Raw genomic sequence first — 25286 nt, forward strand, 5'->3', positions numbered from 1 at the left:
CCAACTCGGGTCGGCCGGGCGGAGGTGCGAAAACTAGCGTCTGGGGAGGGAGGTGGGTCCACACCATGACAACCTGCGCCACCGAGACCGCCAGGGATCCGGCAACAGTGCGGCGGGCGGGGTTCACGATCGCGGCCGACGGCTCGTACGCGGCCTGTCTGGCCGCCCACGGGACCGGGGACGAGTGGTTCCCCGAGCGCTGGACCCTGGGCGGCCCCGAGCCGTACACCGTCCCGCTGCCCGGCAACCAGCCCGAGGACCCGGAGTCCGAGGTGCTGCCGCTGCCCGACGGGCGGGTGCTGATCCGCCGCCGGGTCGCCGACCGGCACGATTTCGCGCTGCTGTACCCGACCGGCCCCGGCACCGGTGTGCTGCCGATCGGCTCGCTGGAGGGCGAGGAGGTGCGGCTGCTGCCGCCGTCCCCCGGCGGTGACGCGCTGGCCCTGACGTACGACGGTTCGTCCAGCACCGTGTGGCTCGTGCACGCCGGCGAGGGGCTGCGGGCGCTCGCCGGGGTGCCGGGACGCTGCGGCGGCGGCGCGTGGCTGGACCGTACGGGACGGATGCTGGCGCTGGACCGGGAGGCCGGCGGGCAGACCAAGCTGGTCGCCGTCGACCTGGCGCGGGGCGACGCCGGCCCGTTGCTCCAGATCACCGAGGACAGCAACGACCGGCTGCTGCTGGCCGAGCCCGACAGCGGGCTGCTCGTCCTGCGCAGCGACGCCCCCGGCGAGGACCGGCTCGGCTGGTGTGTGCTGGGCAGCCGCCACCCGGTGCGCTTCCCCGAACTGCTGCGGCCGCCGGAGCAGGGCCTGGCGGAGCGGCAGGAGCTGATCACGCCGTTCGCGGCGCAGCCCGGGCAGATGCTCACGCCGGAGGCCTGCGGGGTGGCGCTGCGGCACGGCTCCTCGCTGGCGGTGTGGCAGCCCGGCGAGCGGCGGTCCCCGCTGACCTGGCTCACCGGCCCGGAGGGCTGGCTGTCGGGCGTCGGCTGGTGGACGGGGGGCGGGGTGCTGCGGCTGCCGTACGCCTGCGTGCACTGTCCCTGCGGCATCGTCGACTACGAGGCGCCCACGGCGGTCACGCCGGCGCTTCCGTTGGGCCTGGCGGTGCCGGCGGAGGACGTGGCGTCCAGCAGTGCCGTACTGCCGTTGCAGCAGGCGCCGCTGACCCCGGCGGGGCCGGTGACGGCCGGATCCTGAGCTCCGATACGATCACGCGGGGGGCGATGTCGGTGATCATTCGGCATGCGTGGACGGCTCGTTGGGCTCTTCTTCCGCCTGCCCCCGTGCGCAGACATCGTAAGCGATCGACGGAGATTATTCCCATGTCCGAAGCCCGAACCGACACCGCCGACAGCGCTGCCCCGCAGCAGGCCTGCGCCGCCGGCCGCCACCGTGGCCCGACGTCCCCGGACGACAACGAGGCCCCGGCGTACGGCCGTCACCGCAGGCCCGCGGCGGAGCAGCAGTTTTAGCGGAAACGTTCACTCCGTACTGCGGCGCAGCGCCAGCACCTCCGTCGCGGCGAAGGTGCTCGACGGGTCGCGGGCGTCGTAGTACGGGGTGAGCAGCTCGTCCAGTTCGCCGTAGGTGAAGGCGTCCTTGGCGGTCTCGAACCGTTCCGCGACCCGGGGCCGGTCGACCACCGCGACCATCCCGCCGTGCACGACGAACAACTGGCCGTTGATCCGCTCCGCGGCCGGCCCCGCCAGATAGCCCACCAGCGGCGCGACATGCTCCGGCGCGAGCGGGTCGGGACCCCGCTGTTCCGGCGCCCCGAAGACGTCCTCGGTCATCCGGGTCCGCGCTCGCGGGCAGATCACATTGGTCCGCACCCCGTACTTGCCCAGCGCCGCCGCCGTGGAGGTCGTCAGGCCGACGATTCCGCCCTTGGCTGCCGCGTAGTTGGGCTGCCCCGCCGAACCGGCGAGGAACGCCTCGGAGGAGGTGTTCACGATGCGGCCGAAGACCGGGGCACCGGTCCTCTTGGCCCGCTCCCGCCAGTGGGCGGCGGCGAACCGGGTCGTGTTGAAGTGGCCCTTGAGGTGGACCCGGATGACGCTGTCCCACTCCTCCTCGGCCATCGAGAAGACCATCCGGTCACGCAGGATCCCGGCGTTGTTGACCAGGATGTCGAGTGCGCCGCCGGACGTTTCGAGCGCCAGCTCGATCAGGGCCCGCGCCTGCGCGAAGTCCGCGACGTCCCCGTGGTGGGCCACCGCGCTGCCGCCCGCCGCGGTGATCTCGGCGACCACGGCGTCCGCCGGGGCGGCCGACGCGTCGCCGGAGCCGTCCCGGCCGCCCTGCCCGAAGTCGTTGACGACCACATGGGCCCCGAGCCGCGCCAACTCCAGTGCCTCCGCCCGGCCGAGCCCCCGCCCGGCGCCGGTCACGACGGCCGTACGGCCCTCCAGTGGGGTGAGCGGCATGGTGGTTCCCTTCTCGGTCGAGTGCGCGGTGTGCGGCTGGCCTGGCGTGGCATGGCGTGGCATGGCATGGCATGGCATGGCTGCGATCGTTCACCGGGTTGCGCACAGGTGCGCCCGCCCACGGCCCGAGGTCACACCGTGATGCACGTACGGAGCGCTTCGCCGGTGCGCATCTGGTGGAGGGCGTCGTTGATGTGTTCCAGGCGGACGCGGTGGGTGATGAGGCCTTCGAGGTCGATGCGGCCGGCGCGCCAGAGGCGGATGACGCGTTCGTAGGAGCGGCGCACGTCGCCGCCGCCGTAGAGCGAGGGGAGGATCCGCTTCTCGTCGAAGAAGAGCTCGAACATGTTGAGCTGGAGGAGGTCGTCCATGGCTCCGGCGCCGACGATGCACAGGGTGCCGCCGCGGCGGGTGGTCTCGTAGGCGGTGCGGGCGGTGGTGGAGCGGCCGACGACCTCGAAGACGTAGTCGAAGCCCTCGCCGGCGGTGGCGCGGGCCTTGACGCCGGCCAGGTCCTCGGGGGCGACCGCGTCCGTGGCGCCGAAGCGCAGCGCGGCGTCACGGCGGGACTCGACCGGGTCGACGGCGATGATCTCGGCGGCGCCGGCCACCCGCGCGCCCTGGATGACGCTGATGCCGACGCCACCGCAGCCGATGACGGCGACCGACGAACCCGCCTCGATCCGGGCCGTGTTCAGTGCGGCGCCGATGCCCGTGGTCACGCCACAGCCGATCAGGGCGGCGATCTCGTAGGGCACGTCGTCCGGGATGGGTACGGCGCAGGGGGCCGCGACGACGACCTCCTCCGCGAAGGTGCCGGTGCCGGCGAAGCCGAAGACGTCCCCGGCGGGCCGGCGGAAGTTGGGGGTGCCGGCGTTGACGAAGCCGGCCAGGCACAGGTGCGGCTGGCCGCGGCGGCAAGCCGTGCAGGAGCCGCAGGCGGGGAGCCAGCAGACGAGGACGCGGTCGCCGGCCGTCAGGCCCTCGACGCCGTCGCCGACGTCCACGATGTCGCCGGCGCCCTCGTGCCCGGGGATGAACGGGGCGGGCTGCGGCAGCACGCCGCTCATCGCCGAGAGGTCGGAGTGGCACAGGCCGGTGGCGCGGATCCGGATGCGTACGCGGCCGGGGCCGAAGCCCACCGCTTCGATGTCGTCGACGACTTCGAGTTTGTCCTGGCCTATCTCCTGCTGCAGAGCTGCCCGCATGTTGCTGCTCCTTATCGCTTTATCGGTATGCGACGACGGTGTCGGTCAGCACCGGCGCGTCGTCCCGTTCGACGGCGGTCGCCGACACCTGGACACGACCCGGGGCGGTGGTCCACAGGTGGACGCGCAGGGTCTCACCGGGGAAGAAGATCCCGGCGAACCGGGTGGAGTAGGCGAGGACGCGCGACGCGTCGCCGTCGAGCAGGGTGTCCACGACGGCCTTGAGCACGATGCCGTACGAGCAGAGCCCGTGCAGGATCGGCCGTTCGAAGCCGGCCCGCTTGGCGAACTCGGGGTCGGCGTGCAGCGGGTTCCAGTCGCCGGACAGCCGGTAGAGCAGGGCCTGGTCCTCGCGGGTGGTGCGCAGGACCGTGCGGGTGGGCTCACCGTCGGGCGCCGGGGCGCGGACGGTGGAGCCGCGGTCGCCGCCGAAGCCGCCTTCGCCGCGTACGAAGATCTCGGTGTCGGAGGTCCACAACGGGCCGTCGGTGTCGGTGACCTCGCTGCGCAGCACGATGACGGCGGCCTTGCCCTTGTCGTACACGGCGGCGATCCGGGAGGCCTGGACGGCCTCGCCCCGGACAGGGAGGGGCCGGTGGACCTCGATGCGCTGGCCGCCGTGCAGAACGGTGGCGAGGTCGACGTCGATGCCGGGCATGGACAGCCCGCCGGCGGCGGCCAGCGCCCCGCCGGCGACGGTGGCGAAGCTGGGCAGCACCTGCAGGCCGGGACCCTCGAAGGCGTAGCGGAGTTCGTCGGCGCCGGCGCCCGCGCCGATGCCGAGGTGGTAGAGCAGTACGTCCTTGTGGGTCCAGGCGAGCCCGGTCCGGCGGGGCTCGGCCGTGGTGGCCATGGCGACGTCGATGGGCATGTCCTGGCCGCTCCTTCACTCCGGTCACTCCGGCTAGAACGCGTTCTAGCCACCGGGCTCCTGTATAACGCATCGCCTGTGGGGCCGGAAGAGCTGACGCACCATCAGACACGACCGGTCCGGGACATGTCTCCTGCCCGACCGGCGACCCGTCGCCGGGTCCAGGACTCGTTAGCCGTGCCGCAGCGAGATCCCGGACGGGGCGCCATAGGAATTCCCTATAGCGTCCGCTGACATTTCGTCTTTGCCTCTCGTTCTTTCCCGGACGTACCGTCAAACAGCTCGACGAGGTGCTCGACGCGATTTCTCCGAAGATTCGCGCTGCGCACGTCGATTCTTCTTCCGTCGAGCGGACGATCACGCAATTGAGAGGACCGGTGGCATGACCACGATTGAGAACGGATCGGGAACGCGGGAATTCGCGGGAAAGCGGGCCCTGGTCACAGGTGGTTCTCGCGGAATAGGAGCGGCCATCGTGCGCCAACTCCTGGACGCGGGCGCCGAGGTGCTCACGACCGCCAGGTCGGCGACGAGCACGGTGCCGGAGGGAGCCGCCTTCGTGGAGGCCGACGTGCGGACGCGGGCCGGAGCGGAGACGCTCGCCGCGGCCGCGCAGGAGCTGCTCGGCGGGGTGGACATCCTGGTCGACAACGCGGGTGGGGCGCGACCGTACCAGGAAGCCTCGGCCATCCCCGACGAGGAGTGGCAGGACCAGCTCGACCTGAACTACCTGGCGTCGGTGCGGCTGGACTCGCTGCTGACCCCGGCGATGCGGGAACGGCGTTCGGGGGCGATCGTGCACGTCTCCTCGGCCGCGACCCCCACCTCCGTACCGTCGTTCCTGCACTACACGGCGGCGAAGGCGGCGCTGGAGAACTACAGCCGGGGACTGGCCCTGGAACTGGCCCCGTTCGGAATCCGGGTCAACACCGTGAGTCCTGGCAGGGTCGCCACTCCCGGCGGCGAAGCAACGCGGGAGCAGTGGGCGCGCCTGGACGCGGGGCCGGCCCAGGACAGCACCACCGTGCCGCTGGGGCGCGACGGTCAGCCCGACGACATCGCCCACGCCGTGCTGTTCCTCGTGTCCGAACGGGCGAGCTGGCTGACCGGGAGCAATCTCGTCGTGGACGGCGGCGAATTCCCCAGGGGCTGACGCCGACGGAATTCGGCCCGCCCGCCTATTCCTCGGGCGTCAGGACACGGCTCACTCCAAGGCTCCGGGTTCCACATCGACTTGCACCGAATCGAGAACCGGATACATCACCGGTTTCGAGAGAAAGAACGAAGGATCTCAGCATGGGTGAGTACAGCGACAAGAATGTAGTGATCACAGGCGGCGGGAGCGGCATAGGATTCGCGGCGGCGAAGCTGCTGGTGGACGGCGGAGCGCGCGTGGTGATCACCGGTCGTTCTCAGGCCACGCTCGACGCCGCGCGGGAGCGGCTCGGCAAGAACGCGGTGGCCGTCCGGAGCGATGTGGCCTCACTGTCCGACCTGGACGCTCTGGCTGACCGTGTGAAGAGCGAACTCGGCACGATCGAGGCCCTGTTCGTCAACGCCGGCATCACACGCGTCATGCCCTTCGAGTCCACGACCGAGGAGATGTACGACGAACTGTTCGCGATCAACGTCAAGGGCGCCTACTTCACTGTGCAAAAGCTCGCCCCGCTGCTGAGTACGGGCGCCGGTGTCGTCCTCACCACCTCGGTCGCGAACGTCATCGGCATGCCGGAGACCAGTGTCTATTCGGCCGGCAAAGCGGCGCTGCGCTCGATGGCCCGCAGCCTCTCCAGCGAGCTGCTTCCGCGCGGAATTCGTGTCAACGCGGTCAGCCCCGGTCCCATCGACACGGGGATTCTGGAGAATACGATGACCGAAGAGGCCGCCAGGGAGTTCAAGGCGCAGCGGGTCGCGGAAAACCCCATGCGGCGTTTCGGCACCCCCGAAGAAATCGCCAGGGCGGTCGCGTTCCTCGCTTTCGACGCCACTTACACCACCGGCACCGAGTTCGTCGTGGACGGAGGTGCCACCCAGCTGTGAGCTTGTCCCGATACGCCGCTGACGGCAGTCCCGGAGAAGCGAGTGACGGTCACAGCGCGCGCACTCCGGCGGTGGTCATGCCTCGTCGGACGGGATGGCACTGCTGACGGGGAAGCGTCGTCCTGCGCGGTCCGTCCTCGGTGCCCCGCTTCCTTCTCGGCCGTCAGGACACCGGTGAGAAGGAAGCGGACTCGGACCCGGACCCGGACCAGGTCTCCTGACGCAGGAGGTCGAGCAGGGCCGTCTCCGCCGGGCCCGCGCCCTGCCGGAGCACGGCAATGACGGGCTGGGACACGACCGGGAACACCGGGCGAAGGAGGTGCTCGTAACCGTGGGGCACCGCGGAGGCCGGGACGAGCGTCACCCCCAGCCCCTGGGCGGCCCAGCGCACGGCCGTCGCCGTCTGGGACACGCGGGCGACCGTGGTCGGGGTCAGATCGTTGTCCCGCACCACGTTCAGCAGCACGCCGTCGAGCGCGCTGTCGCGGTCGAACCTCACCCACGGCTCCCCCTGCAGCTCGCGCAGCTCGACCCGGTCCGCGGCGAGCTGCCGGTGCCCGGCACCCAGCACCACGACGAACTCCTCGTCGCCGAGGTGGTGGGCGTCGGCGGGGCTCCGCTCGCACGCCGCCATCAGGGCAAGGTCCAACACGCCCCGGCGGCACAGCCGCTCCAGCTCGGCGGAGCTCGGCTCCTCGAAGACGGTGACCTCCAGCCGCGGGAAGCGGCGACGCAGCGCGCCCAGCGCGCCCGGCAACTGCCGCGTGCCAAAGCCCATCTGCACCGCGACCACCAGCTCGCCCACCAGCTCATCGGCACCGGCCCGCGCCGTCGCCCTCGCCCGCCGCGACGCGCTGACCGCGACCTCCGCCTCCCGCAGGAACGCCCGGCCGACCACGGTGGGCACCAGTCCGGTCGGCGTGCGGGCGAACAGTTCCACGCCGAGTTCCCGCTCCAGGCCACGGATCTGCTGGGACACCGACGGCTGGGCGACACGCAGCAGTTCCGCCGCCGCCGTCACCGAGCCCTGCTCGGCAACGGCCAGGGCGTACTCGAACTGACGAAGACTCATCGGCTCCCGTCTCCTCCGTGCGATGGACTGCGGTCCACCCCGCGGTAATCGTTGTACTAACAGGTGTTACATCACGGGAGGTCGCGCGTTTATTCCATTCATCGGCGGCGTTGGCAGCAGCCGAACCGCCCCGGCGCCCTCGGACAACTGCCGGCGCAGCCGGAAGACAACCCAGCAGGGTGTCAGTCAGTGGCAGAGCCACGACCACCGGAACCCGCTACGAGTATCAATGTCAGTGGCTGCTGGGAGACTGCGAAGCATGATTGATCACCTCGGGATCCAGGTGCACGACACCGCCGCCGCGGCGGCCTTCTACGACGCCGTGCTCGCCCCGCTCGGCGGTCGGCGCCTCCTGGACTTCGGCCAGGTGGTGGGGTACGGCACCGACCACGCCGACTTCTGGCTGAGTCCGGTCGCCACACCCGGCGAGTCGCGTGAGACGCATGTCGCCTTCCAGGCGGCGGACCGCGCGCAGGTCGTCGCCTTCCACCGGGCCGCCGTCGCCGCCGGGGCGGAGGTTCTGCACGAGCCGCGCCTGTGGCCGGAGTACCACGAGCACTACTACGGGGCCTTCGTGCGCGACCCCGACGGCAACAACGTGGAGGCGGTGTGCCACCGGCGCGAATGATCCGCCGCCGAGCCGCGCGAGCGGCGGCTGCCGGAGTGCCGGGTCCTGGTCCTGGTCCTGATCCTGGTCCTGGTCCTGGTCCTGATCCTGGTCCTGGTCCTGGTCCTGGTCCTGGTCCGAGTCCTGATCCATCCTGACGACCTTCGGCCGCCCCGGCGGTCCGCGCCGTGCCATGGCGGCCGCCGCCCGTGCCCGGTGGAGGAACTCGCCGGTGCCGTAAGGCGCGTGCCGGCCGCCGCCCTCGGCGCGGGCTCAATCCGCTCACCCCGCGCCAGCGGGAGGCGCGGGGCGCCGACGACGGCGTTTTCACCAGGGCCGCCGCCCGCGCCCGGTGGAGGAACTCTCCGGTGCCGTACGGCGCGCTTGCCGTAAGGCGGGCGCGTCATCGGCCCCGCGCCGGCCGCCGCCGCGCTCGGCACGGGCCACCTCCCGCTCACCCCGCGCCAGCGGGAGGCGCACCGCCCGGCGGCACGGCCGGCCGTGGCGTGCGGCACGATTCCCCCATGACGACGCACCCCGCACACCCCGCACCCGCCGTGCTCGCCGCCTTCGAGGCGGCGAAGGGCTTCATGCCGACCGACGAGGGCCTGGCCCTGTACGCAGCCGCCGAGGACGCCGCACGGCGGCTGCCGGGCCTGCCGCTGCTGGAGGTCGGCACCTACTGCGGGCGCTCCACGATCCTGCTGGCCGGCGCCGCCCGCGAGGCCGGGACGCTCGCCGTCACGGTGGACCACCACCGGGGCAGCGAGGAGCAGCAGCCCGGCTGGGAGTACCACGACAAGGAGCTGGTCGACCCCGAGGTCGGCCTGATGGACACGCTGCCCGCCTTCCGCCGCACGCTGCACGCGGCCGGGCTGGAGGAGTACGTCCTCGCCCTGGTCGGCCGCTCCCCGCAGGCCGCCGCCGTGTGGGGCAGCCCGCTCGCGCTGGCCTTCATCGACGGCGGCCACACCGACGAGCACGCCACGAACGACTACCAGGGGTGGGCGCCGCACCTCGCCCAGGACGGGCTGCTGGTGATCCACGACGTCTTCGCCGACCCGGCCGACGGCGGCCAGGCCCCGTACCGGATCTACCGCCGGGCCCTGGCCTCGGGCGCGTTCACGGAACTGTCCGTGACGGGTTCGCTGCATGTCCTGCGGCGTACCGGCCCGGGAATCTGAGGACGGCCAGTACCATCGCCGGCATGCTGAGTGACAGGTCGGGCGGTGGCCGGCGGGGCCGCGTGCTGACGATCGCGGTGGCCGCCCTGGTGCCCACGTGCTTCGCGGGCTGGCTGGTGTGGGACTCGCTGCGCGGCCCCGGCGGGGACGAACCGCAGCGGGTGCTGCCGCTGCCGTCGGCGCCGGCGAGCCCCGGCGACGACAACAAGACGCTCGCCGACGCCGGTCCCACCGGACGCGGCGGCCTGCCCCTGAGCGGCAAGGTCGTCGTCCTGGACCCCGGCCACAACACCGGCAACCGCGACCACACCGCCGACATCAACCGGCTCGTCGACATCGGGACGGCCCGCAAGGCCTGCGACACCACCGGCACCGCCACCAACAGCGGTTACCCGGAGGCGTCCTTCACCCTGGACGTGGTGCGGCGGGCCCGGGTCATCCTGGCCGGGCGGGGCGCGACGGTGAAGCTGACCCACAACGGCGGCCGGGCCTTCGGTCCGTGCATCGACGAGCGGGCCCGGATCGGCGACCGGGCCGGGGCGGACGCCTCGGTCTCCGTCCACGCGGACGGCTCGGCGGCGGGCAACCGCGGCTTCCACGTCATCCTCCCGGCCGCCGTCCACCGGGGCATCGCGGACACCCGGCCGATCGTCGCGCCCTCGCGCCGCCTCGGGTCGGCCGTGAAGAAGCACTTCGCGGACATGACCGGTTCCGCCCCGGCCAACTACATCAACCACGGCACCGGCCTGGACACCCGCGGCGACCTGGGCGGGCTCAACCTCTCCACCGTCCCGAAGGTCTTCGTCGAGTGCGGCAACATGCGTGACGCGAAGGACGCCGCCGAGCTGACCGATCCCGCCTGGCGGCAGCGTGCCGCGCAGGGCATCGCGGACGGCATCACCGCGTATCTGCGGGGCAGGACGTGAGCACGGGGCAGAGGCTGGGTCCCGATCGTGTACCAGACAGCGCACCCGCCGCACCGGCCTGTGATCACACCCGTACGATGGGGGACCGCCCCCGCGCCTGACCACTGACGACAAAGGACCCCTAGTGAATAACCGCTCCCTCACGCGAGGAGACGGCGCGGTGATCGGTGCAGCGGTGCTGCTCCTGATCGCCTCGTTCCTGACCTTCTTCAGCAGCAGCGGCTCCGGCTCCTTCTCCTCGTACCACCACGAGACGAACGCCTGGGAGAGCACGCTCTTCCCGCTGCTGCCGTCCGTCCACCTGGTGGGGCTCATCGCGGCCGGGCTGATCGTCGCCTCCCGCTTCCAGCCCGAGGGACGGAAGGTCCTGGGCATCGCCCTGGACCAGTGGGGCACGGTGCTCGCCTTCTCGGCCGCCTGGGCCGCCCTGTGGTCGCTGTTCAGCGCCGGCGGTGACGACAGCATCGACGTCAGCCTCGGCGCCGGCGCCTACCTGTCGCTGCTCGCCACCCTGGCGCTCTCCGCGATCGCGGTGCTGAACCTGCTCGGCAACCCGGCCCTCAAGGCCCCGCTGCTCCCGGCCCCGCGCCCGCAGCAGCCCCAGCACCCGCAGCCCGGCCCGTACGGCCAGCAGCCCTACGGCGCCCCGCAGCAGCCCGGCGGCTACGGCTACCCGGCGCCCGGTGCGCCCGACCCGTCGTACGGCGGCCAGCCGCAGTCGCCCTACGGCGCCCCGGCCCCGCACCCGCACCCGCAGGCCACCCAGCCCGGTCAGCAGGCCCCCGGCCAGCAGCCCGCGCCGCAGCCCCAGCCCGGCCCGCCCTCCCCGGAGTTCGCCGCCTTCTGGTTCGCCGTGCCCGTCGCCCGTCCGATCTTCCCCGAGGACGGCTCGCCGAGTCCCTTCGCCGAGCTCACCCCCGGCACCTGGTACCTCGCGGTCGACCAGCGCGGCCCCGCCCTGATCGCCCAGACCCAGGACGGCCGCCGCGGCGTCCTGCAGGACACCAGCGGTATCCAGCGCGGCTGACCCCCGCTGTCCGCTGCCCGACGGCCCCCGCCCCTTCACGGGCGGGGGCCGTCGGCGTTACCCTGCGCTGACGCATCGTCACATCAAGGACCGCCTACGGGGAGGCGCCCATGCGACTCGGCCTCGCGCTCGGATACTGGGGCCGCGGCCCGGCCCCGGGCCACCTGGCGCTCGCCCGCGCGGCGGAGCGGCTGGGCTACGACTCGGTGTGGACCGCCGAAGCCTGGGGCTCGGACGCCTTCACGACCCTGACCTGGATCGCCGCGCACACCACCCGGATCCGGCTGGGCACCGGCATCGCGCAGATGGCGGCCCGCTCCCCCACCGCGACCGCGATGCACGCGCTCACCCTGGACCATCTGTCCGGCGGCCGGATGATGCTCGGCCTGGGACTGTCCGGCCCGCAGGTGGTGGAGGGCTGGTACGGCCGCCCCTTCCCCGCCTCCCCGCTCACCGCGACCCGCGAGTACGTCGACGTGGTCCGCCAAGTGCTGCGCCGCGAGGGCCCGGTGGCCCTGGAGGGCCGCTTCCACAGCCTCCCGTACGACGGTCCCGACGGCACCGGACTGGGGAAGCCGCTGAAGTCCATCACCCACCCGCTGCGCCCTGACATCCCCGTCCTGCTGGGCGCCGAGGGGCCCCGCAACATCGCGCAGACCACCCGGATCGCGGACGGCTGGCTGCCGCTGTACTGGTCGCCGCTGCGCCCCGACGTCTACGGGGCGTCGCTGGAGTCGCTTCCCAAGGACTTCATGATCGCGCCGATGGTCCGGGCGAAGGTCTGCGCCGATCCCGCCGAGGGCCTGCTCGCGGTGAAGACGATGCTCGGCTTCTACATCGGCGGCATGGGCACCCGGGGCCGCAACTTCCACGCCGATCTGATGGGCCGGATGGGGTACGAGGCCGAGGCGCGCCGTATCCAGGAGCTGTTCCTCGACGGCCGGCGGGCGGAGGCCGTCCAGGCCGTCCCGGACGCGTTCGCCGACGAGATCTCCCTGGTCGGCCCGCGCGAACGGATCGCCGAGCGGCTGGAGCTGTGGCGGTCGGGACCGGTCACCGACCTGCTGGTGACCGCCCCCGACCAGGAGACGCTCGCCGTCCTCGCGGAGCTCAACCCCCGTTGAGCTGGGACAGCTTCGGTACGGTGTCGGTGACCGGTGCGCCCGCTTCCTTGCCGGCCGTCTTCACCTGGGTGATGGTGCTCTGGAAGTTCTTGACGACCTGGTCCGTCGACTCGCCCCTGCGCAGCTTGCCCGGCAGGTCCTTCAGCGAGTCGATGGCCACGGTCAGCGGGGCGACCAGTTTCGACAGGGTCGGGTCGGCCTTGGCGTTGGCCGCGGCGTGCTTGAGCCGGTTGTAGGCGAAGCCGCCCGCCAGTCCGGCCTTGACCAGGGCGAAGGTCCGGCCGTCCGCGCCCTTCTTGAACCTGCCGTTGCGGTACGGCTTGACGATCCACTGGTACGTGGCGCCCGCCGCCAGCCCGGCGTTCGCCACGAAGCGGGTCTTGGCCAGCTTCTGCCTCTGCACCGAGGAGGCCGGGCTCGCGCTGCTGCCGCCGGACAGGTCGGACGACGTGTCACCACCGCACGCGGGCAGCACGAACAGGGCTCCCGCGAGCAGGATCGCGGTGAGGGCGCGGCGCAGTGGCATGGCGGTGCTCCAGGGGTCCGGGTGACTCGCGGGGACGCGCGTACGGCACAACCTTCGAATCGTCACCCGGTCCGGGCCGCCCGGCCACTCGAAGGGGGTTTCGAGTCCGCCATCCGGGCAACGAGCAGGGCATGGCCAGACGATACGGCGGAAATCTCGCGGCGACGATCATCCTTGTCATCGCCGACGTGGCAGCGTTCATCCTGATCCTGTGGATCCTGCTGTGGATGCTCGACGCGAACCGGGCGAACGACCTCGTGGAGTGGATCCACGACACGGCGTCCTGGCTCGGCGGATGGGCTCACAACATCTTCTCGCCCGACTCCGACTGGGGACGCGTGCTGCTGAACTACGGTCTGCCGGCGGCGGTCTACCTCATCATCGGACACGCCCTGGCGGGCCGGGTCAACCGGGCCTGACGGGGGCCCTGTCCCCGGTCCCGGCCCTGTTCCCGGTCCCGTTCCCGGTCCCGTTCCCGTTCCACATCCGACCCGATCAGCCGGACTCGCAGCAGCCCAGCGCGTCCGGCTCCAGACCGAGCGGGAGGCGGTCACCGCCGAAGACGGCGGTGGTCGCCTCGTCGCCGCCCAGGGCGGCCACGGCCAGCAGCACCGCGCCCGCCGTCCAGGTGGTGCGCTCACGGGGCCACACCGCCCCGTCGTCGAAGACGTAACCCGTCCAGTACATGCCGTCCTCGGACCGCAGGTGCTGGATGTCGGCGAGGATCCGCACCGCGCGGTCGGACTCGCCCATCGCCCAGAGAGCCAGGGCCAGTTCGGCGCTCTCGCCGCCGGTGACCCACGCGTTGGGCACCACACAGCGCACCCCGAGGTCCGGTACGACGAAGCGGTCCCAGCCGGCGTCGATACGCTCGCGGGCCTCCACCCCGCGCAGGATGCCGCCGAGGACCGGGTAGTACCAGTCCATGGAGTAGCGGTCCTTGTCGAGGAACAGCCCGGGATGGTGACGTACCGCGTGGCCCAGTGCCCCGGCGGCCAACTCCCAGTCGGGCTGCGGGTCCTCGCGGTGGTCGGCGACGGCCAGGGCGCAGCGCAGCGCCTGGTAGATCGAGGAGGAACCGGTGAGCAGCGCCTCGTCGGGGAAGCTGCCGTCGGCCTCGCGCTTCCAGGCGATCTGGCCGCCGGGCAGTTGCAGGGCGAGTACGAACTCCACGGCGGCGTGCAGGGTCGGCCACATGCGGTCCAGGAAGGCGTCGTCGCCGGTGGACAGGTAGTGGTGCCAGGCGCCGACCAGGATGTACGCGACGAAGTTGGTCTCGCGGCCCCGGTCGCCGGGCTCGCCCTCGGCGCCGTCGGCGTAGAGGTAGGAGGCGTACCAGGAGCCGTCCGGGTTCTGCCGGTCGGCGAGCCAGCGGTACGCGGCGTCGGCCCGCTCGTGCTCGCCGGCGGCGTCCAGGGCCATGGCGGCCTCGACATGGTCCCAGGGGTCGAGGTGCCCGCCGGTGAACCAGGGGATGGCACCGTCGGGGCGCTGCACGGCGGCGATCCCGGCGACGGTGGCGGCGGCCTGATCGGCCGTGAGCACCCCGGGCAGGGTGAGGTGTTCGGTACGGCCGGGAGGTGTGCTCACGCGTCCGCCCCCGCAATGGCGGGGGTGTGCGGCTTGGTCGCGTAGGCCACGAAGCTCTTGCCGATCAGCGGGTTGAGGGCGGCCTCGGCGACCCTGGTGGCCAGCGGTTTCTTCATGATGTCCCAGACCAGGAGCTTGTGGTAGAGCTTCACCGGCAGTGCCTGGTCGTTGTCCACGCCGACCGCGCACTTGATCCACCAGTACGGGGAGTGCAGGCCGTGCGCGTGGTGGGTGCCGTACGGGCGCAGCCCGGCCTCGCGGATCCGGCCGAGCAGTTCGTCCGCGCGGTAGATGCGGATGTGGCCGCCCTCGACCTCGTGGTAGGCGTCGGAGAGCGCCCAGCAGATCTTCTCGGGGCCGTAGCGCGGCACGGTGACGGCGATCAGGCCGCCCGGCCTGAGGACCCGGACCATCTCGGCGAGGACGCCCTTGTCGTCGTGGATGTGCTCCATGACCTCGGAGATGATCACGCGGTCGAAGCTGTTGTCGGGGAAGGGCAGTTGGAGCGCGTTCCCCTCCATCGCGAGGGCGCTGGCGGAGGCGGGCGCCTCGCCGGCCTCCTTCATCGCCGCGAACCACCTGGCGACCTCGCGGATCTCGTCGCCGTTCTGGTCGAGGGCGACCACGTTGGCACCGCGCCGGTAGCACTCGAAGGCATGGCGGCCGGCGCCGCAGCCCAGGTCGAGCACCCGGTCGCCGGGGGCGAGCGGGAAGCGGGAGAAGTCGACGGTCAGCACGGAGGGCTCTCTCTTATCCGGCGATGGGGGCGGCGGGTCGTACGGTGCGGAGCCCGGCGGCGTCGCCGCCCTGCTCGGCGATGGCGGCGCGGTAGTGCTCGGCGGTGCCGATGGCGGCCTGCCGCCAGGTGAAGCGGGCCAGCACCCGGTCCCGTCCCGCCACGCCCAGTCGGCGGCGCAGCTGCGGTCCGGTGCCGGGGTCGAGGAGCCGCCCGAGGGCGTGGGCCAGGGCCCCGGCGTCACCCGGCGGCACGGCCAGGCAGGTCTCTCCGTCGGGCCCGGCGACCTCCGGGATGGCGCCGCCGGTGGTGGCCACCAGCGGGGTGGCGGTGGCCATCGCCTCGGCGGCGGGCAGTGAGAAGCCCTCGTACAGGGAGGGCACGCAGGCCACTTGCGCGGACCGCACGAGGTCCACGAGCTCGGCGTCGCTGATGCCCTTGACGAAGTCGACGGAGTCTTCGAGCCCGTACCGCTCGATCGCGGCCGCGACCGGCCCGTCGTCGGCGCGCCTGCCGACGACGACGAGGTGTGCCTCCGGCCGCTCGGTGCGCAGCTTGGCCAGGGCCTCGACCAGGTGGACGAGGCCCTTGAGCGGGACGTCGGCGCTGGACGTGGTCACGATCCGGCCCGGGACCTCGGGCACGGCGGGGTCCGGTGAGAACAGGTCGGTGTCGGCGCCGATGTGCACGACGTGGATCCGGTCCTCGGCCACGCCCAGGTCGTCGATGATCTCGCGCCGCGAGGACCCGGAGACGGTCAGCACGGACGGCAGCCGGCGGGCGACCCGCTTCTGCATCCGCGTGAAGCCGTACCAGCGGCGGACCGAGGCCCGGCGCAGCCGGCTCCGCGCCGCGTCCAGGTCGAGGCGGCGGTCGACGGTGATGGGGTGGTGGACCGTCGTCACCAGCGGGACGCCGAAGCCGAGCTGGCCGTAGCCGAGCGTCTGGTTGTCGTGCACGACGTCGAACTCACCGCGCCGGGACGCCAGATGACGCCGCGCCCGCAGGCTGAAGGTCAGCGGCTCCGGGAAGCCGCCGGTCCACATCGTGGCCACTTCGAGGGCGTCGATCCAGTCGCGGTACTCACCGGGCCTCGGCGTCCGGAAGGGGTCGGGCTGCCGGTAGAGGTCCAGGCTGGGCAGCTCGGTGAGGACCACGCCCTCGTCGAGCACCGGATACGGCTGGGCCCCGATCACCTCGACGCTGTGCCCGAGCCGGGCGAGCTCGCGGGAGAGGTGTCGTACGTAGACGCCCTGGCCCCCGCAGAAGGGATTGCCCTTGTAGCTGAGCAGCGCGATCCGAAGCGGCCTCGCCTCTGCGGTCACTCCCGGCCCCCTTCTCACTGCACTTCAGCCGGAGCGTAGCCGGTCGCGCTAATCTAGAACAAGTTTCAGACCAGGTGGTCCGAACCTCGAATCTACCGGCCCGTAGCGCTGCCGCAGACAGCCGGACCAGGTGATTCGCACCACGGCGCGAGGCCCTGCCATCATGCACGCGACCTCGGACGGAATCGGACCGAACAGGAAGCGGGCGAAGCGGGGAATGGGAGCGATGACCACAGAACCCGGATCCTCCCGGCGCACCGGCGCCGCTGTGACCTCGCCCGCGGCGCCCCCCGCGTCGACCGCGTCGACCGCCGGGTCCCCGGTGTCCACGGCGTCCCCGGCCTCCCCGCCGCTCACCGAGCGCCAGGAGGCCCGCCGCCGCCGCATCCTGCACACCAGCGCCGAGCTCGCCTGCCGGGGCGGCTTCGACGCCGTCCAGATGCGCGAGGTCGCCGAGCAGTCCCACGTCGCCCTGGGCACCCTCTACCGTTACTTCCCCTCCAAGATCCATCTGCTGGTCGCCACCATGCAGGACCAGCTCGGCGGGCTCCACCAGGCCCTGCGCAAGCACCCGCCGTCCGGCGCCACCCCCGCGGACCGCGTCTCCGACACCCTCATGCGCGCCTTCCGCGCGATGCAGCGCGAACCCCACCTCGCCGACGCGATGGTGCGCGCCCTGACCTTCGCCGACCGCTCCGTCAGCCCCGAGGTCGACACCGTCTCCCGCCTCACCACCGCGATCATCCTCGACGCGATGGGGCTCGACGCCCCGCCCACCCCCGCCCAGCTCTCCGCCGTCCGCGTCATCGAGCACACCTGGCACTCGGCCCTGGTGACCTGGCTGTCGGGACGGGCCTCCATCGCCCAGGTCAAGATCGACATCGAGACGGTCTGCCGTCTGATCGACCTCCCGGCGGCACGGCAGCCGCAGTAATCCGTTCGACGGCCGGCCCCCGGCCCGGCAACCTCTGGTCATGAAAGCTCGTTTCTGGCCCCTGTACGGCCTCCGGATCACCACCCCCCGCCTCGAACTGCGCCTTCCGGACCTGACGCTGCTCGACGAGCTGGCAGCCGTCGCGGCCGACGGTGTCCACGACCCGGCGGCCATGCCGTTCAGCGTCCCGTGGACCGACGCGGACCCGCAGGACCGTGGCCGGGGGACCTTCCAGCACGTACTGCGCACCATCGCGGAATGGCACCCCGACGCGTGGACCCTGAGCCTGGCCGTCCTCGCCGACGGCAAGGTCGTCGGGCGCCAGGACGTCACCGCCGCGGCCTTCGCCGTCACCCGGGAGGCCGACACCGGCTCCTGGCTCGGCCTCGCCCACCAGGGCGACGGCATCGGTACCGAAATGCGGGCCGCCGTACTGCACTTCGGCTTCGCCGGGCTCGGGGCCGCGTCCATGACCTCGGCCGCCATGACGGACAACGCCCGCTCCCTCGGTGTCTCCCGCCGCCTGGGCTACCGCCCCGACGGGCTGACCGTGGCCTCCGTACGCGGCCGGGCCCGGACCGTCCAGCGGCTGCGCCTGGACCGCTCGGGCTGGGAGGCCCACCGCACGGTGCCGGTCGAGGTGACGGGGCTGGAGGCGTGCCGGGCCCTGCTCGGGGCGTAGGCGCCGTCCGGGGCGTAGGCCCGCCGGGGGCGCAGGCCTGTCCGGGGGCGCAGGCCTGTCCGGGGGCGCAGGCCTGTCCGGGGGCGCAGGCCTGTCCGGGGGCGCAGGCCTGTCCGGGGCGTAGGTCCGTCCGGGGCGCAGGCCTGTCCGGGCGATCACAGCCGTGGCGACAGCCCCGGGAGCCCCCTCCCCCTTCCCGGATGGACGGGTGGCGCGGGGGTGGCGCGGAAAGCGCGCGCACTGACGAGTAACCGTCAAATCCGTTTGTTCAGCGCTCGGTTGAGCGTCATCACGGCCGGGCGAACGGGTGAAGCACCCATCTCACCCTTTTGACGCACTCTCACGAATTGCCGCATATGCCAGGATGACCCACTTTGAGGTTGTAGGTGATGACACATCACCTGCTCCGGCAGGCAGCTGCTCTTCATTCCCTCACCCGGGACTCGGGGCCTGGGCTTGTCCGGAACCCGTGGCACGCGCCCGGAAGCCTCACAGCTGCGGCGACCGCGCGCGCCGACCGCCCAACGGCCTGAAGAAAGGTCTCGTCCATGGCTGTGAACGCCATTGCGTCGGCCCCTCCTCAACCGAGGCGCAGACGTACTCGGCTCAAAGCGTTTCTCGCCTTGCTGCCCGCCGCCGTACTGCTCGCGATGGCCTCTCCGATATCGAGCATCGCCTACGCGGCAGAAGCCCCCGTGCAGTTGGGCACCGCCACCAGCTACGCCATTCTGGCCGGTTCCACGGTCACCAACACCGGCCCCAGCGTCATCAACGGTGACCTCGGGCTCCACCCCGGCTCGTCGGTGACGGGCTTCCCGCCCGGAATCGTCAACGGCGTACAGCACATCGCCGACGCCGCCGCCCTCCAGGCCAAGTCCGACCTCGTCATCGCCTACAACGACGCGGCCAGCCGGGGCCCCGGCGCCGCCGCCCCGCCGGACCTCACCGGCCTGACACTGGCACCCGGCGTCTACACGGGCCCGACGCTCGGACTCACCGGCACCGTCACCCTCGACGGCCAGGGCGACCCCAACGCCGTCTTCATCTTCCAGGCCGGCTCAACACTGATCACCGGTTCGGGGAGTGTCGTCAACCTCATCAACGGCGCTCAGGCCTGCAATGTGTTCTGGCAGATCGGCAGCTCCGCGACCATCGCGACCAACTCCTTCTTCAAGGGCAACATCCTGGCCCTCGCGTCGATCACCGTACAGACCGGCGCGGTGATCGAGGGCCGGGCCCTGGCCCGCAACGCCGCGGTCACCCTGGACACCAACACCATCACCCGGGCCGCCTGCGCCGTCGGCCCGCCCGGTCCTCCCGGACCCACCGGACCCACCGGACCCGCTGGACCCACTGGACCCACCGGCGCCACCGGACCCACCGGCGGCCCCGGCGCCGCAGGCCCTAACGGAGCCCCAGGTGCCGCAGGCCCGAACGGAGCTCCCGGTACCGACGGCGCTCCCGGCGCCCCGGGTGCCGCAGGCCCCAACGGAGCCCCCGGTGCCACCGGCCCGATCGGCGCCGCAGGCCCCAACGGAGCCGCAGGACCCAACGGAGCCCCCGGCCCCATCGGTGCTCCCGGCCCCATCGGTGCCGCAGGACCCAACGGCGCTCCCGGTGCCGGAGGACCGATCGGAGCCCCCGGCGCACCCGGTGCCGCAGGCCCCAACGGCGCTCCCGGTGCCACCGGCCCGATCGGCGCCGCAGGCCCCAACGGAGCCGCAGGACCCAACGGAGCCCCCGGCCCCAACGGCGCTCCCGGCCCAATCGGCCCGAACGGAGCCGCAGGCCCCAATGGAGCCCCCGGCCCCCACGGTGCCGCAGGACCGATCGGCCTTCCCGGCCCGACGGGACCCGCAGGCCCGCACGGACCCGCAGGTCCCCACGGTGCCGCAGGCCCGAACGGCGCCCCCGGCCCCAACGGTGCTCCCGGCCCGACCGGACCTGCCGGCCCCGCCGGCCCTGCCGGACCCGCCGGACCCGCCGGACCCGCCGGACCCGCCGGACCTCCCGGACCGGTCGGCCCCAACTACCCGGACTATCCGCCCTTCCCGCCCCTCCCGCCCTATCCGCCCGACTACCCCCCGTACCCCGGCCCCGGTTACCACGGCGGTCACGGTTACCACGGCGGCCCCGGTTACCACGGCGGTCACGGCGATCACGGCGGCGGTCACGGCGATCACGGCGGCGGTCACGGCGACTACGGCCACCACAACGACTACGGCCACTACGGCCACTACGGCAAACAGAACGACGACTGCGACAACGATCGCCCCAGCCACTACGGCCATCACGGCAACCAGAGCCACTGGGGTTACCGCGATCACCAGTTCGGCAACAGGGACGACTGTCCTGACCAGTGGGGCGTGCCCTGGTCGATCAGGCGGATCGTCCGATCGCACTGACCGACTCGTCTCTCGTCCCGCGTGATTCCTGACCCTGAGCCCCCGGACCTCGCCTCCGGGGGCTCAGCGGTGGGCGGGACGGCACCGGGTCGGCGGTAGTCACGACGCGGCGGGCCGGGACACGCAGCCGCGCGATGTCCTTCAAAGCACTTGGGGAGAGAACCTCACCAATCCCACCCCAACTGCGCCTATCACTCCATGGGGTGACGAGGTGGCAGATGTTCGGATCAGCGGTGTACGGTCGCGCCAACACCGCACACAGACGACGGCCCCCGGCCGGGACTGGCATCCCGATCGAGGGCCTGATCACGAGGAAGCCGAACCTTCCCAATGACTTCAGCGCAGTTTAGCGCGGTACCCCCTGCCGGGGTGCGGCACATCCGTCACCAGCACGCCGAACGGTTCACCGTGGTCGGCAATCACCTCGCCCAGAACCGCGAACTGTCGGCGGTGGCGATCGGCCTGGCCGTGTACATCCAGTCCCTGCCCGACGGAGTGCCTGTCGGCATCAGGGAGTTGACGGCCCGCTTCCGCGAGGGCGAGATCACGATCGCCCGGGCGTTGCGGGAGCTGGAGGCCGCCGGATATCTGGTGCGGCGGCGGGAGCGGCTCTCCGACGGCCGGATGGTGACGCGGACGACGTACCTCGAGCACCCCGGGGCTGTGTCGGTACCGGCGCGAGTACCGCCCCCGCCACCGGCTCCGGCACCTGTCGATGCCGTCGTGCGGCCGGTGCCGGGCCGCCGGGCCGCCGCCGTCCCGGAGGGGCCCGTGAACCCGGCGGCGGCCGTCGTACTGGCCGGGCTGCGGGCCGGGGACGAGCGGCTGGTGCTGTCGGAGCGGGACGTACGGCGTCTGGCCCCCGCCGTGGGTGTCTGGCTGGAGCGCGGGGTGACCCCGGAGCGGGCCCGCGCCGTGCTGTGCGGACTGCTGCCGCCGGGTGAGATCACGCACCCCGCCGCGCTGGTCGCCTACCGGCTGCGGGAGTTGAGGCCGCCCGCACTCCCCACCTCCCCCGCAGCCCCGCGGGGCCCCGCCCGCCCGGAGCCGATGCAGGTCTGCGAGGGCTGCGACCGCGGCTTCCGGGCTCCGGAACCCGGGCACTGCCGGGACTGCCGGAACGGAACGGCCGCCTGACCCGACGGACGGCGGAGCCACTACCCGACGCGCTGGATCACGGCCCGGCGGATGAGGAACTTGCCGGGCTCACGCACCTGCTCGAAGGCCTCGTTGTTCAGCAGGACGCAACTGCCCGAGGTGGAGGTGACCGTGACCACCAGGGACTTGTTGTTGTCCAGGTTCGTGACCCGGAGCTTGGTGCCCGCCGGGAACTGGTTGCTGGAGGCCGCCGGGGTCCCCGCCTCGCCGGAGAGCGTCACCGTCGAGCCGGCGCAGACCACGTCCCCGGCCGGCACGGCGGACGACGACGCGGCGGCGGAGGACGCGGCAGCCGACGGAGCCGCGGCGGAGGGCGCCGCCGACGCGCTCGCGGAGGTGTGCGCGGGGGCGGGAGCGGTCGCGAGCGAGCAGCCGGAGGCCTTGGCCTGGACGCCGATCTGGGCGATGACGGCTTCCCGGTTGACTATCCGGGCGGCCGAGTTGGCGTCCGGATGCGCCTTCTGGTCGGCGATGAACTTCTGGTTGTTGCGCAGCGCGGTGTCCAGCCCGTCGCAGACCACCGAGGCGTTACTGGTTCCGGTCGTGACGATCGCGATCCCCCCGACGAGCACGGCGGCGCCGACCAGACCGGCGATCTTCTTGCCACGGGTCAGTGTCCTCTTGCGCGTCATGTCCGACTCCAAGTCCTCTGCCGGGACCAGCCCTTGCGCGGCCCGTGTCATGAGTCAGTACGCGGCGGCCGCGAGGATCTCCCAACCTGATGACCTGTTTGAAGCCTGCTTAAGGCTCCCTTGAGGCGGAACCGCGCCAACCGGGACGGACCGGGACACCCACGGCCGCCCGGAACCGCCAGGAGCCGCCCGGTGGCCTACTCGGAGTGCCGTTAACGAACGGCAAACCCGTTCCTCGACTGCTGGTCGGATCATCCAGCGAGTCTTTCCCGGGCGTACTCGCGCAGCTCGATCATCGGCCGCTCGGTCCGGTCGTCCAGGCGGCGGATGAGGGCGGAGGCGAGGTCGATGCAGCGAGTGGCCCTGGAGTCGAGGGCGGTGTCGAGAGCGGCGCGTGCATCGGCCGCGGTGGCGGAGGCGTCGCGGTTGTGGAGTGAGCCTTCGGCCCGGTAGGTCAGGAACACCGCTTTGGTGCGGGAACGGCGTGGATTGAGTTCGCCCAGTCCGGAGTCGATCGCGGTGGCGGCGCGGCCGGGGTCGCCGAGGTCGAGCCAGCAGCGTCCGGCGTCGGCGTTGACGTCCGCCATCGACATCCAGGCGACCACGGGGGGTGTGTCCTGCGGGTGCATCCGGTCCAGCTCGGTCTCCGCGGACGCCAGTGCTCGCCCGGTTCCGTGATGGTCCTGGAGTACGGCGCAGGCGCGTGCACGGCGTACGTCGAGCAGGGAGCGTGCGGCCGCCGTACGGGTGCGGGAGCGGGCGTGTTCCAGGACGCGCAGCGCATCGGCGGGCCTGGACAGCCAGGTGGCCTGGTAGGCAAGGTCGGACAGGGCGACGGCGGCGAGGTCGCGGTCCCCGGCCTGATGGGCGGCGTGGACGGCGGCCTGCCAGTGGCGTTGGGCGTCGGCGTGCCGGTCCGCGTCGAAGCGCAGCCATGCGGCGCAGTGCGCGAGGTCGGCGGCCACGGCGTGGAGTCGGCGGCCTGCTGCGGGGGTGTAGCGGTCCTGGGTGATCAGGTCGATCGCGGTGTTCAGATGGGCGTCGATGAGGCCGGAGACCTGCGGATGCGGCCCGACTGCAAGGGTGCGCAGTTCGCCGGAGCGCTGTTCCAGCCACGTGAGGAGTTCTTCGTCGATGTTCTGTCCTCCGAGGGCCTGGGAGAGGTGGTGGGGCTCGATGCGGGCCCAGTCGGCGGCGACCTCGATGAGGGTGCTGCTGCTGAGTACCAGGAAAGATCGTCGGTCCATGCGGGTGATCTGCACCTCTCTCAGGGCGGCCCGGCTTCCTAAGGGGCTGAAGGGGGCGGGCTGTTCGAAGGTGGGCAGCCAGTCGGGCCATCGGAGATGTTCGATCGCGGCGGCGGGAACGTCGAGGACGCCTGCCAGCAGTAACTGGCTCTCCTCGCTCGGTGTGGTGTTGCCGGTCTCCCAGAGCCAGATCCGGTTGCGGTCGATGCCGCTGCGCAGGCCGCGCTTGCCAGCCTGGTCACGGAGCAGGCGGGCGAGGTCGTCTCCGGACCAGTGGTGGTTGCGGCGCAGGTGCGCCAGTGGATGACGGTCCAGATCCATGTCGCCCCCTCAGATATCGACACCGTCCGTCCACCATGCCGTACCTGGCGGGCAGTGACGAGGCTTCACCGAGGGTGGGCACACACCGGCCACACAGTCATCCTCTGGAGCACGGCGGGGCTTGGTGGTGTCCTCGACGGCATGACGCCACGCATCCGTGTGACGCCGTCGAGAAGGGCTGGTCCTCGCGTGAACACCAGGGATCGCTTCGCTGATCTGTCCGGCGCCACCGTCACGGTGACCGGAGGCTTCGGACTGGTCGGCAGCCGCATTGTGCACAAGCTCCGCGCTCTTGGCGCCAAGCCACTGACCGTGGGCCGGCTGGACGCCTACGGCAGTTCCGTCTACTCCTCCGTGTTCGGCATCTCGCCCGGGGACCCGGACGTCGTCGCCGGCGACATCACCGATGCCGTGCTGATGAACGACGTGCTGTCGCGCAGCGATTACGTCATCCACGCCGCGGCGCTGGCCGACGTCGCAGAGTGCACCCGTAATCCGGCGGCGGCGCTGGAAGCCAACATCCGCGGTACCCAGACCGTGTTGGATGCAGCGGCCCGGCACAGCGGCACGTTGAGGCGGCTGGTCTTCGTCTCCTCGGCCAGCGTCTACGGCGTCGGCGACGGTTCGTCAGGTGCGGGCGCCCGGTTCAGCGAGGAGGATGCGCTGACGCCCGGGTCGGTCTACGCCAACACCAAGGTGTGGGGCGAGCATCAGACTGCCCTCACCCTGGGCGGCGCCGGCGATTCGTACGCGATCGTGCGGTACTTCTCCGTCTACGGACAACCGCAGGTGGTCAAGGAGAACAGCCACAGCTGGGTGGTGGCCTGGTTCGCCATGCGGGCCGCGCTCGGCCTGCCGCTGCACCTCAACGGCGGCGGCCACCAGGTGCGGGACTTCGTGCACGTCGACGACATCGCGGAGGCCACCCTGCTGGCGGCCGTGACCAAGCGCGCGGACCGTACGACGCTCAACGTCGGCACCGGGTGCGCCACTTCCATCCGGCAGGTCGCCGACCTGGTGTGCCGCCACCATCCCGGTGCGCGGATCATCGAGACCCCGCGGCCTCAGGGCGATCCGCTCGGAGCCTGCGCCGACATCTCCCGTATGGAGAAGGTGCTGGGCTGGACCCCACGGGTGGACATCGAGGACGGGGTGAGCCGGTACCTGGAGTGGCTGGAGCGCACCCCGCAGGCGATCCCGGCGTGGCTTCACACCGAGGCCCAGGCCGCTGTGTGAAGGG

Annotated in this window: 25 protein-coding genes; 15 read left to right on the forward strand and 10 right to left on the reverse strand. The window is 72.2% G+C overall.

Translation table 11 applies throughout. The annotated features are described in order from the left end of the window. Positions 1-65: 65 nt before the first annotated feature. Positions 66-1202 (forward strand): hypothetical protein, encoded by a 1137-nt coding sequence (locus RWE79_RS12045; RefSeq protein WP_475940053.1) that lies wholly within the window; start codon positions 66-68, stop codon positions 1200-1202. Between the two features lie 125 nt (positions 1203-1327). Next, positions 1328-1477 carry a hypothetical protein gene (locus tag RWE79_RS12050; protein ID WP_475940054.1) on the forward strand — a complete coding sequence of 50 codons (150 nt, stop codon included), beginning with the start codon at positions 1328-1330 and terminating at the stop codon, positions 1475-1477. Positions 1478-1486: 9 nt separating this feature from the next. On the opposite strand, the gene RWE79_RS12055 is transcribed toward RWE79_RS12050, so the two are convergent. The 3 genes from RWE79_RS12055 to RWE79_RS12065 all read right to left on the reverse strand — a co-directional run bounded on the left by RWE79_RS12055 (position 1487) and on the right by RWE79_RS12065 (position 4510). Next, positions 1487-2431, reverse strand: coding sequence for a 3-oxoacyl-ACP reductase (locus tag RWE79_RS12055; protein ID WP_475940055.1), 945 nt, complete (start codon positions 2429-2431; stop codon positions 1487-1489). 131 nt (positions 2432-2562) lie between these two features. Further along, the gene (locus tag RWE79_RS12060) at positions 2563-3639 is read right to left on the reverse strand and encodes a Zn-dependent alcohol dehydrogenase (protein WP_475940056.1); all 1077 of its coding nucleotides are present in this window, start codon (positions 3637-3639) and stop codon (positions 2563-2565) included. Between the two features lie 19 nt (positions 3640-3658). Then, on the reverse strand, positions 3659-4510 hold the full coding sequence (locus tag RWE79_RS12065; protein ID WP_475940057.1) for a MaoC/PaaZ C-terminal domain-containing protein: 852 nt from the start codon (positions 4508-4510) through the stop codon (positions 3659-3661). A 382-nt stretch (positions 4511-4892) separates the two neighbouring features. On the opposite strand from RWE79_RS12065, the gene RWE79_RS12070 reads away from it, so the two are divergent. Continuing rightward, entirely contained in the window at positions 4893-5663 is a 771-nt protein-coding gene (locus RWE79_RS12070) for an SDR family oxidoreductase (protein WP_475940058.1), read from the forward strand. 143 nt (positions 5664-5806) lie between these two features. Next, entirely contained in the window at positions 5807-6550 is a 744-nt protein-coding gene (locus RWE79_RS12075; protein WP_475940059.1) for an SDR family oxidoreductase, read from the forward strand. 163 nt (positions 6551-6713) lie between these two features. Here the strand turns inward: RWE79_RS12075 and RWE79_RS12080 are convergent, their stop codons facing one another. Then, positions 6714-7622: a LysR family transcriptional regulator gene (locus RWE79_RS12080; protein WP_475940060.1), complete on the reverse strand. Its 909-nt coding sequence runs from the start codon at positions 7620-7622 to the stop codon at positions 6714-6716. A 259-nt stretch (positions 7623-7881) separates the two neighbouring features. Here RWE79_RS12080 and RWE79_RS12085 point away from each other — a divergent pair, with 259 nt between their 5' ends. The 5 genes from RWE79_RS12085 to RWE79_RS12105 all read left to right on the forward strand — a co-directional run bounded on the left by RWE79_RS12085 (position 7882) and on the right by RWE79_RS12105 (position 12490). Further along, complete coding sequence (locus tag RWE79_RS12085) at positions 7882-8250, forward strand: VOC family protein (protein ID WP_475940061.1); 369 nt, start codon at positions 7882-7884, stop codon at positions 8248-8250. 503 nt (positions 8251-8753) lie between these two features. Beyond that, on the forward strand, positions 8754-9413 hold the full coding sequence (locus RWE79_RS12090) for a class I SAM-dependent methyltransferase (protein WP_475940062.1): 660 nt from the start codon (positions 8754-8756) through the stop codon (positions 9411-9413). Positions 9414-9436: 23 nt separating this feature from the next. Further along, positions 9437-10339, forward strand: coding sequence for an N-acetylmuramoyl-L-alanine amidase (locus RWE79_RS12095; protein WP_475940063.1), 903 nt, complete (start codon positions 9437-9439; stop codon positions 10337-10339). Between the two features lie 124 nt (positions 10340-10463). Beyond that, a complete protein-coding gene (locus RWE79_RS12100; protein WP_475940064.1) occupies positions 10464-11366 on the forward strand; it encodes a hypothetical protein in 903 nt (300 codons plus the stop codon). Positions 11367-11476: 110 nt separating this feature from the next. Beyond that, positions 11477-12490: an LLM class F420-dependent oxidoreductase gene (locus RWE79_RS12105; RefSeq protein WP_475940065.1), complete on the forward strand. Its 1014-nt coding sequence runs from the start codon at positions 11477-11479 to the stop codon at positions 12488-12490. Here the strand turns inward: RWE79_RS12105 and RWE79_RS12110 are convergent. Beyond that, complete coding sequence (locus tag RWE79_RS12110; protein ID WP_475940066.1) at positions 12477-13016, reverse strand: hypothetical protein; 540 nt, start codon at positions 13014-13016, stop codon at positions 12477-12479. The genes RWE79_RS12105 and RWE79_RS12110 overlap by 14 nt on opposite strands. 131 nt (positions 13017-13147) lie before the next feature. Here RWE79_RS12110 and RWE79_RS12115 point away from each other — a divergent pair, with 131 nt between their 5' ends. Beyond that, positions 13148-13435 (forward strand): hypothetical protein, encoded by a 288-nt coding sequence (locus RWE79_RS12115; protein WP_475940067.1) that lies wholly within the window; start codon positions 13148-13150, stop codon positions 13433-13435. A 76-nt stretch (positions 13436-13511) separates the two neighbouring features. Here RWE79_RS12115 and RWE79_RS12120 read toward each other — a convergent pair whose 3' ends face one another. From RWE79_RS12120 to RWE79_RS12130, 3 genes are read right to left on the reverse strand one after another with little or no spacing between them, the layout of a single operon-like run. Beyond that, complete coding sequence (locus RWE79_RS12120; RefSeq protein ID WP_475945765.1) at positions 13512-14561, reverse strand: prenyltransferase/squalene oxidase repeat-containing protein; 1050 nt, start codon at positions 14559-14561, stop codon at positions 13512-13514. A gap of 41 nt (positions 14562-14602) precedes the next feature. After that, positions 14603-15343: a class I SAM-dependent methyltransferase gene (locus RWE79_RS12125; protein WP_475940068.1), complete on the reverse strand. Its 741-nt coding sequence runs from the start codon at positions 15341-15343 to the stop codon at positions 14603-14605. Positions 15344-15356: 13 nt separating this feature from the next. Beyond that, positions 15357-16667 carry a glycosyltransferase family 4 protein gene (locus RWE79_RS12130; RefSeq protein ID WP_475940069.1) on the reverse strand — a complete coding sequence of 437 codons (1311 nt, stop codon included), beginning with the start codon at positions 16665-16667 and terminating at the stop codon, positions 15357-15359. A 226-nt stretch (positions 16668-16893) separates the two neighbouring features. Here RWE79_RS12130 and RWE79_RS12135 point away from each other — a divergent pair, with 226 nt between their 5' ends. The 4 genes from RWE79_RS12135 to RWE79_RS12150 all read left to right on the forward strand — a co-directional run bounded on the left by RWE79_RS12135 (position 16894) and on the right by RWE79_RS12150 (position 21825). After that, positions 16894-17601 (forward strand): TetR family transcriptional regulator, encoded by a 708-nt coding sequence (locus RWE79_RS12135; RefSeq protein WP_475940070.1) that lies wholly within the window; start codon positions 16894-16896, stop codon positions 17599-17601. 40 nt (positions 17602-17641) lie between these two features. Next, positions 17642-18283 carry a GNAT family N-acetyltransferase gene (locus RWE79_RS12140; RefSeq protein WP_475940071.1) on the forward strand — a complete coding sequence of 214 codons (642 nt, stop codon included), beginning with the start codon at positions 17642-17644 and terminating at the stop codon, positions 18281-18283. Between the two features lie 623 nt (positions 18284-18906). Further along, a complete protein-coding gene (locus tag RWE79_RS12145) occupies positions 18907-20688 on the forward strand; it encodes an ice-binding family protein (protein ID WP_475940072.1) in 1782 nt (593 codons plus the stop codon). A gap of 369 nt (positions 20689-21057) precedes the next feature. Continuing rightward, on the forward strand, positions 21058-21825 hold the full coding sequence (locus RWE79_RS12150) for a helix-turn-helix domain-containing protein (protein ID WP_475940073.1): 768 nt from the start codon (positions 21058-21060) through the stop codon (positions 21823-21825). A 20-nt stretch (positions 21826-21845) separates the two neighbouring features. Here the strand turns inward: RWE79_RS12150 and RWE79_RS12155 are convergent, their stop codons facing one another. After that, complete coding sequence (locus tag RWE79_RS12155) at positions 21846-22478, reverse strand: hypothetical protein (protein ID WP_475940074.1); 633 nt, start codon at positions 22476-22478, stop codon at positions 21846-21848. A gap of 251 nt (positions 22479-22729) precedes the next feature. After that, positions 22730-24046 carry a hypothetical protein gene (locus RWE79_RS12160; RefSeq protein ID WP_475940075.1) on the reverse strand — a complete coding sequence of 439 codons (1317 nt, stop codon included), beginning with the start codon at positions 24044-24046 and terminating at the stop codon, positions 22730-22732. A gap of 189 nt (positions 24047-24235) precedes the next feature. Between RWE79_RS12160 and RWE79_RS12165 the strand changes: the two genes are divergently transcribed. Next, on the forward strand, positions 24236-25282 hold the full coding sequence (locus RWE79_RS12165) for an NAD-dependent epimerase/dehydratase family protein (RefSeq protein ID WP_475940076.1): 1047 nt from the start codon (positions 24236-24238) through the stop codon (positions 25280-25282). Positions 25283-25286 lie beyond the last annotated feature (4 nt).

It is taken from the genome of Streptomyces sp. RLA131 (assembly GCF_056270125.1).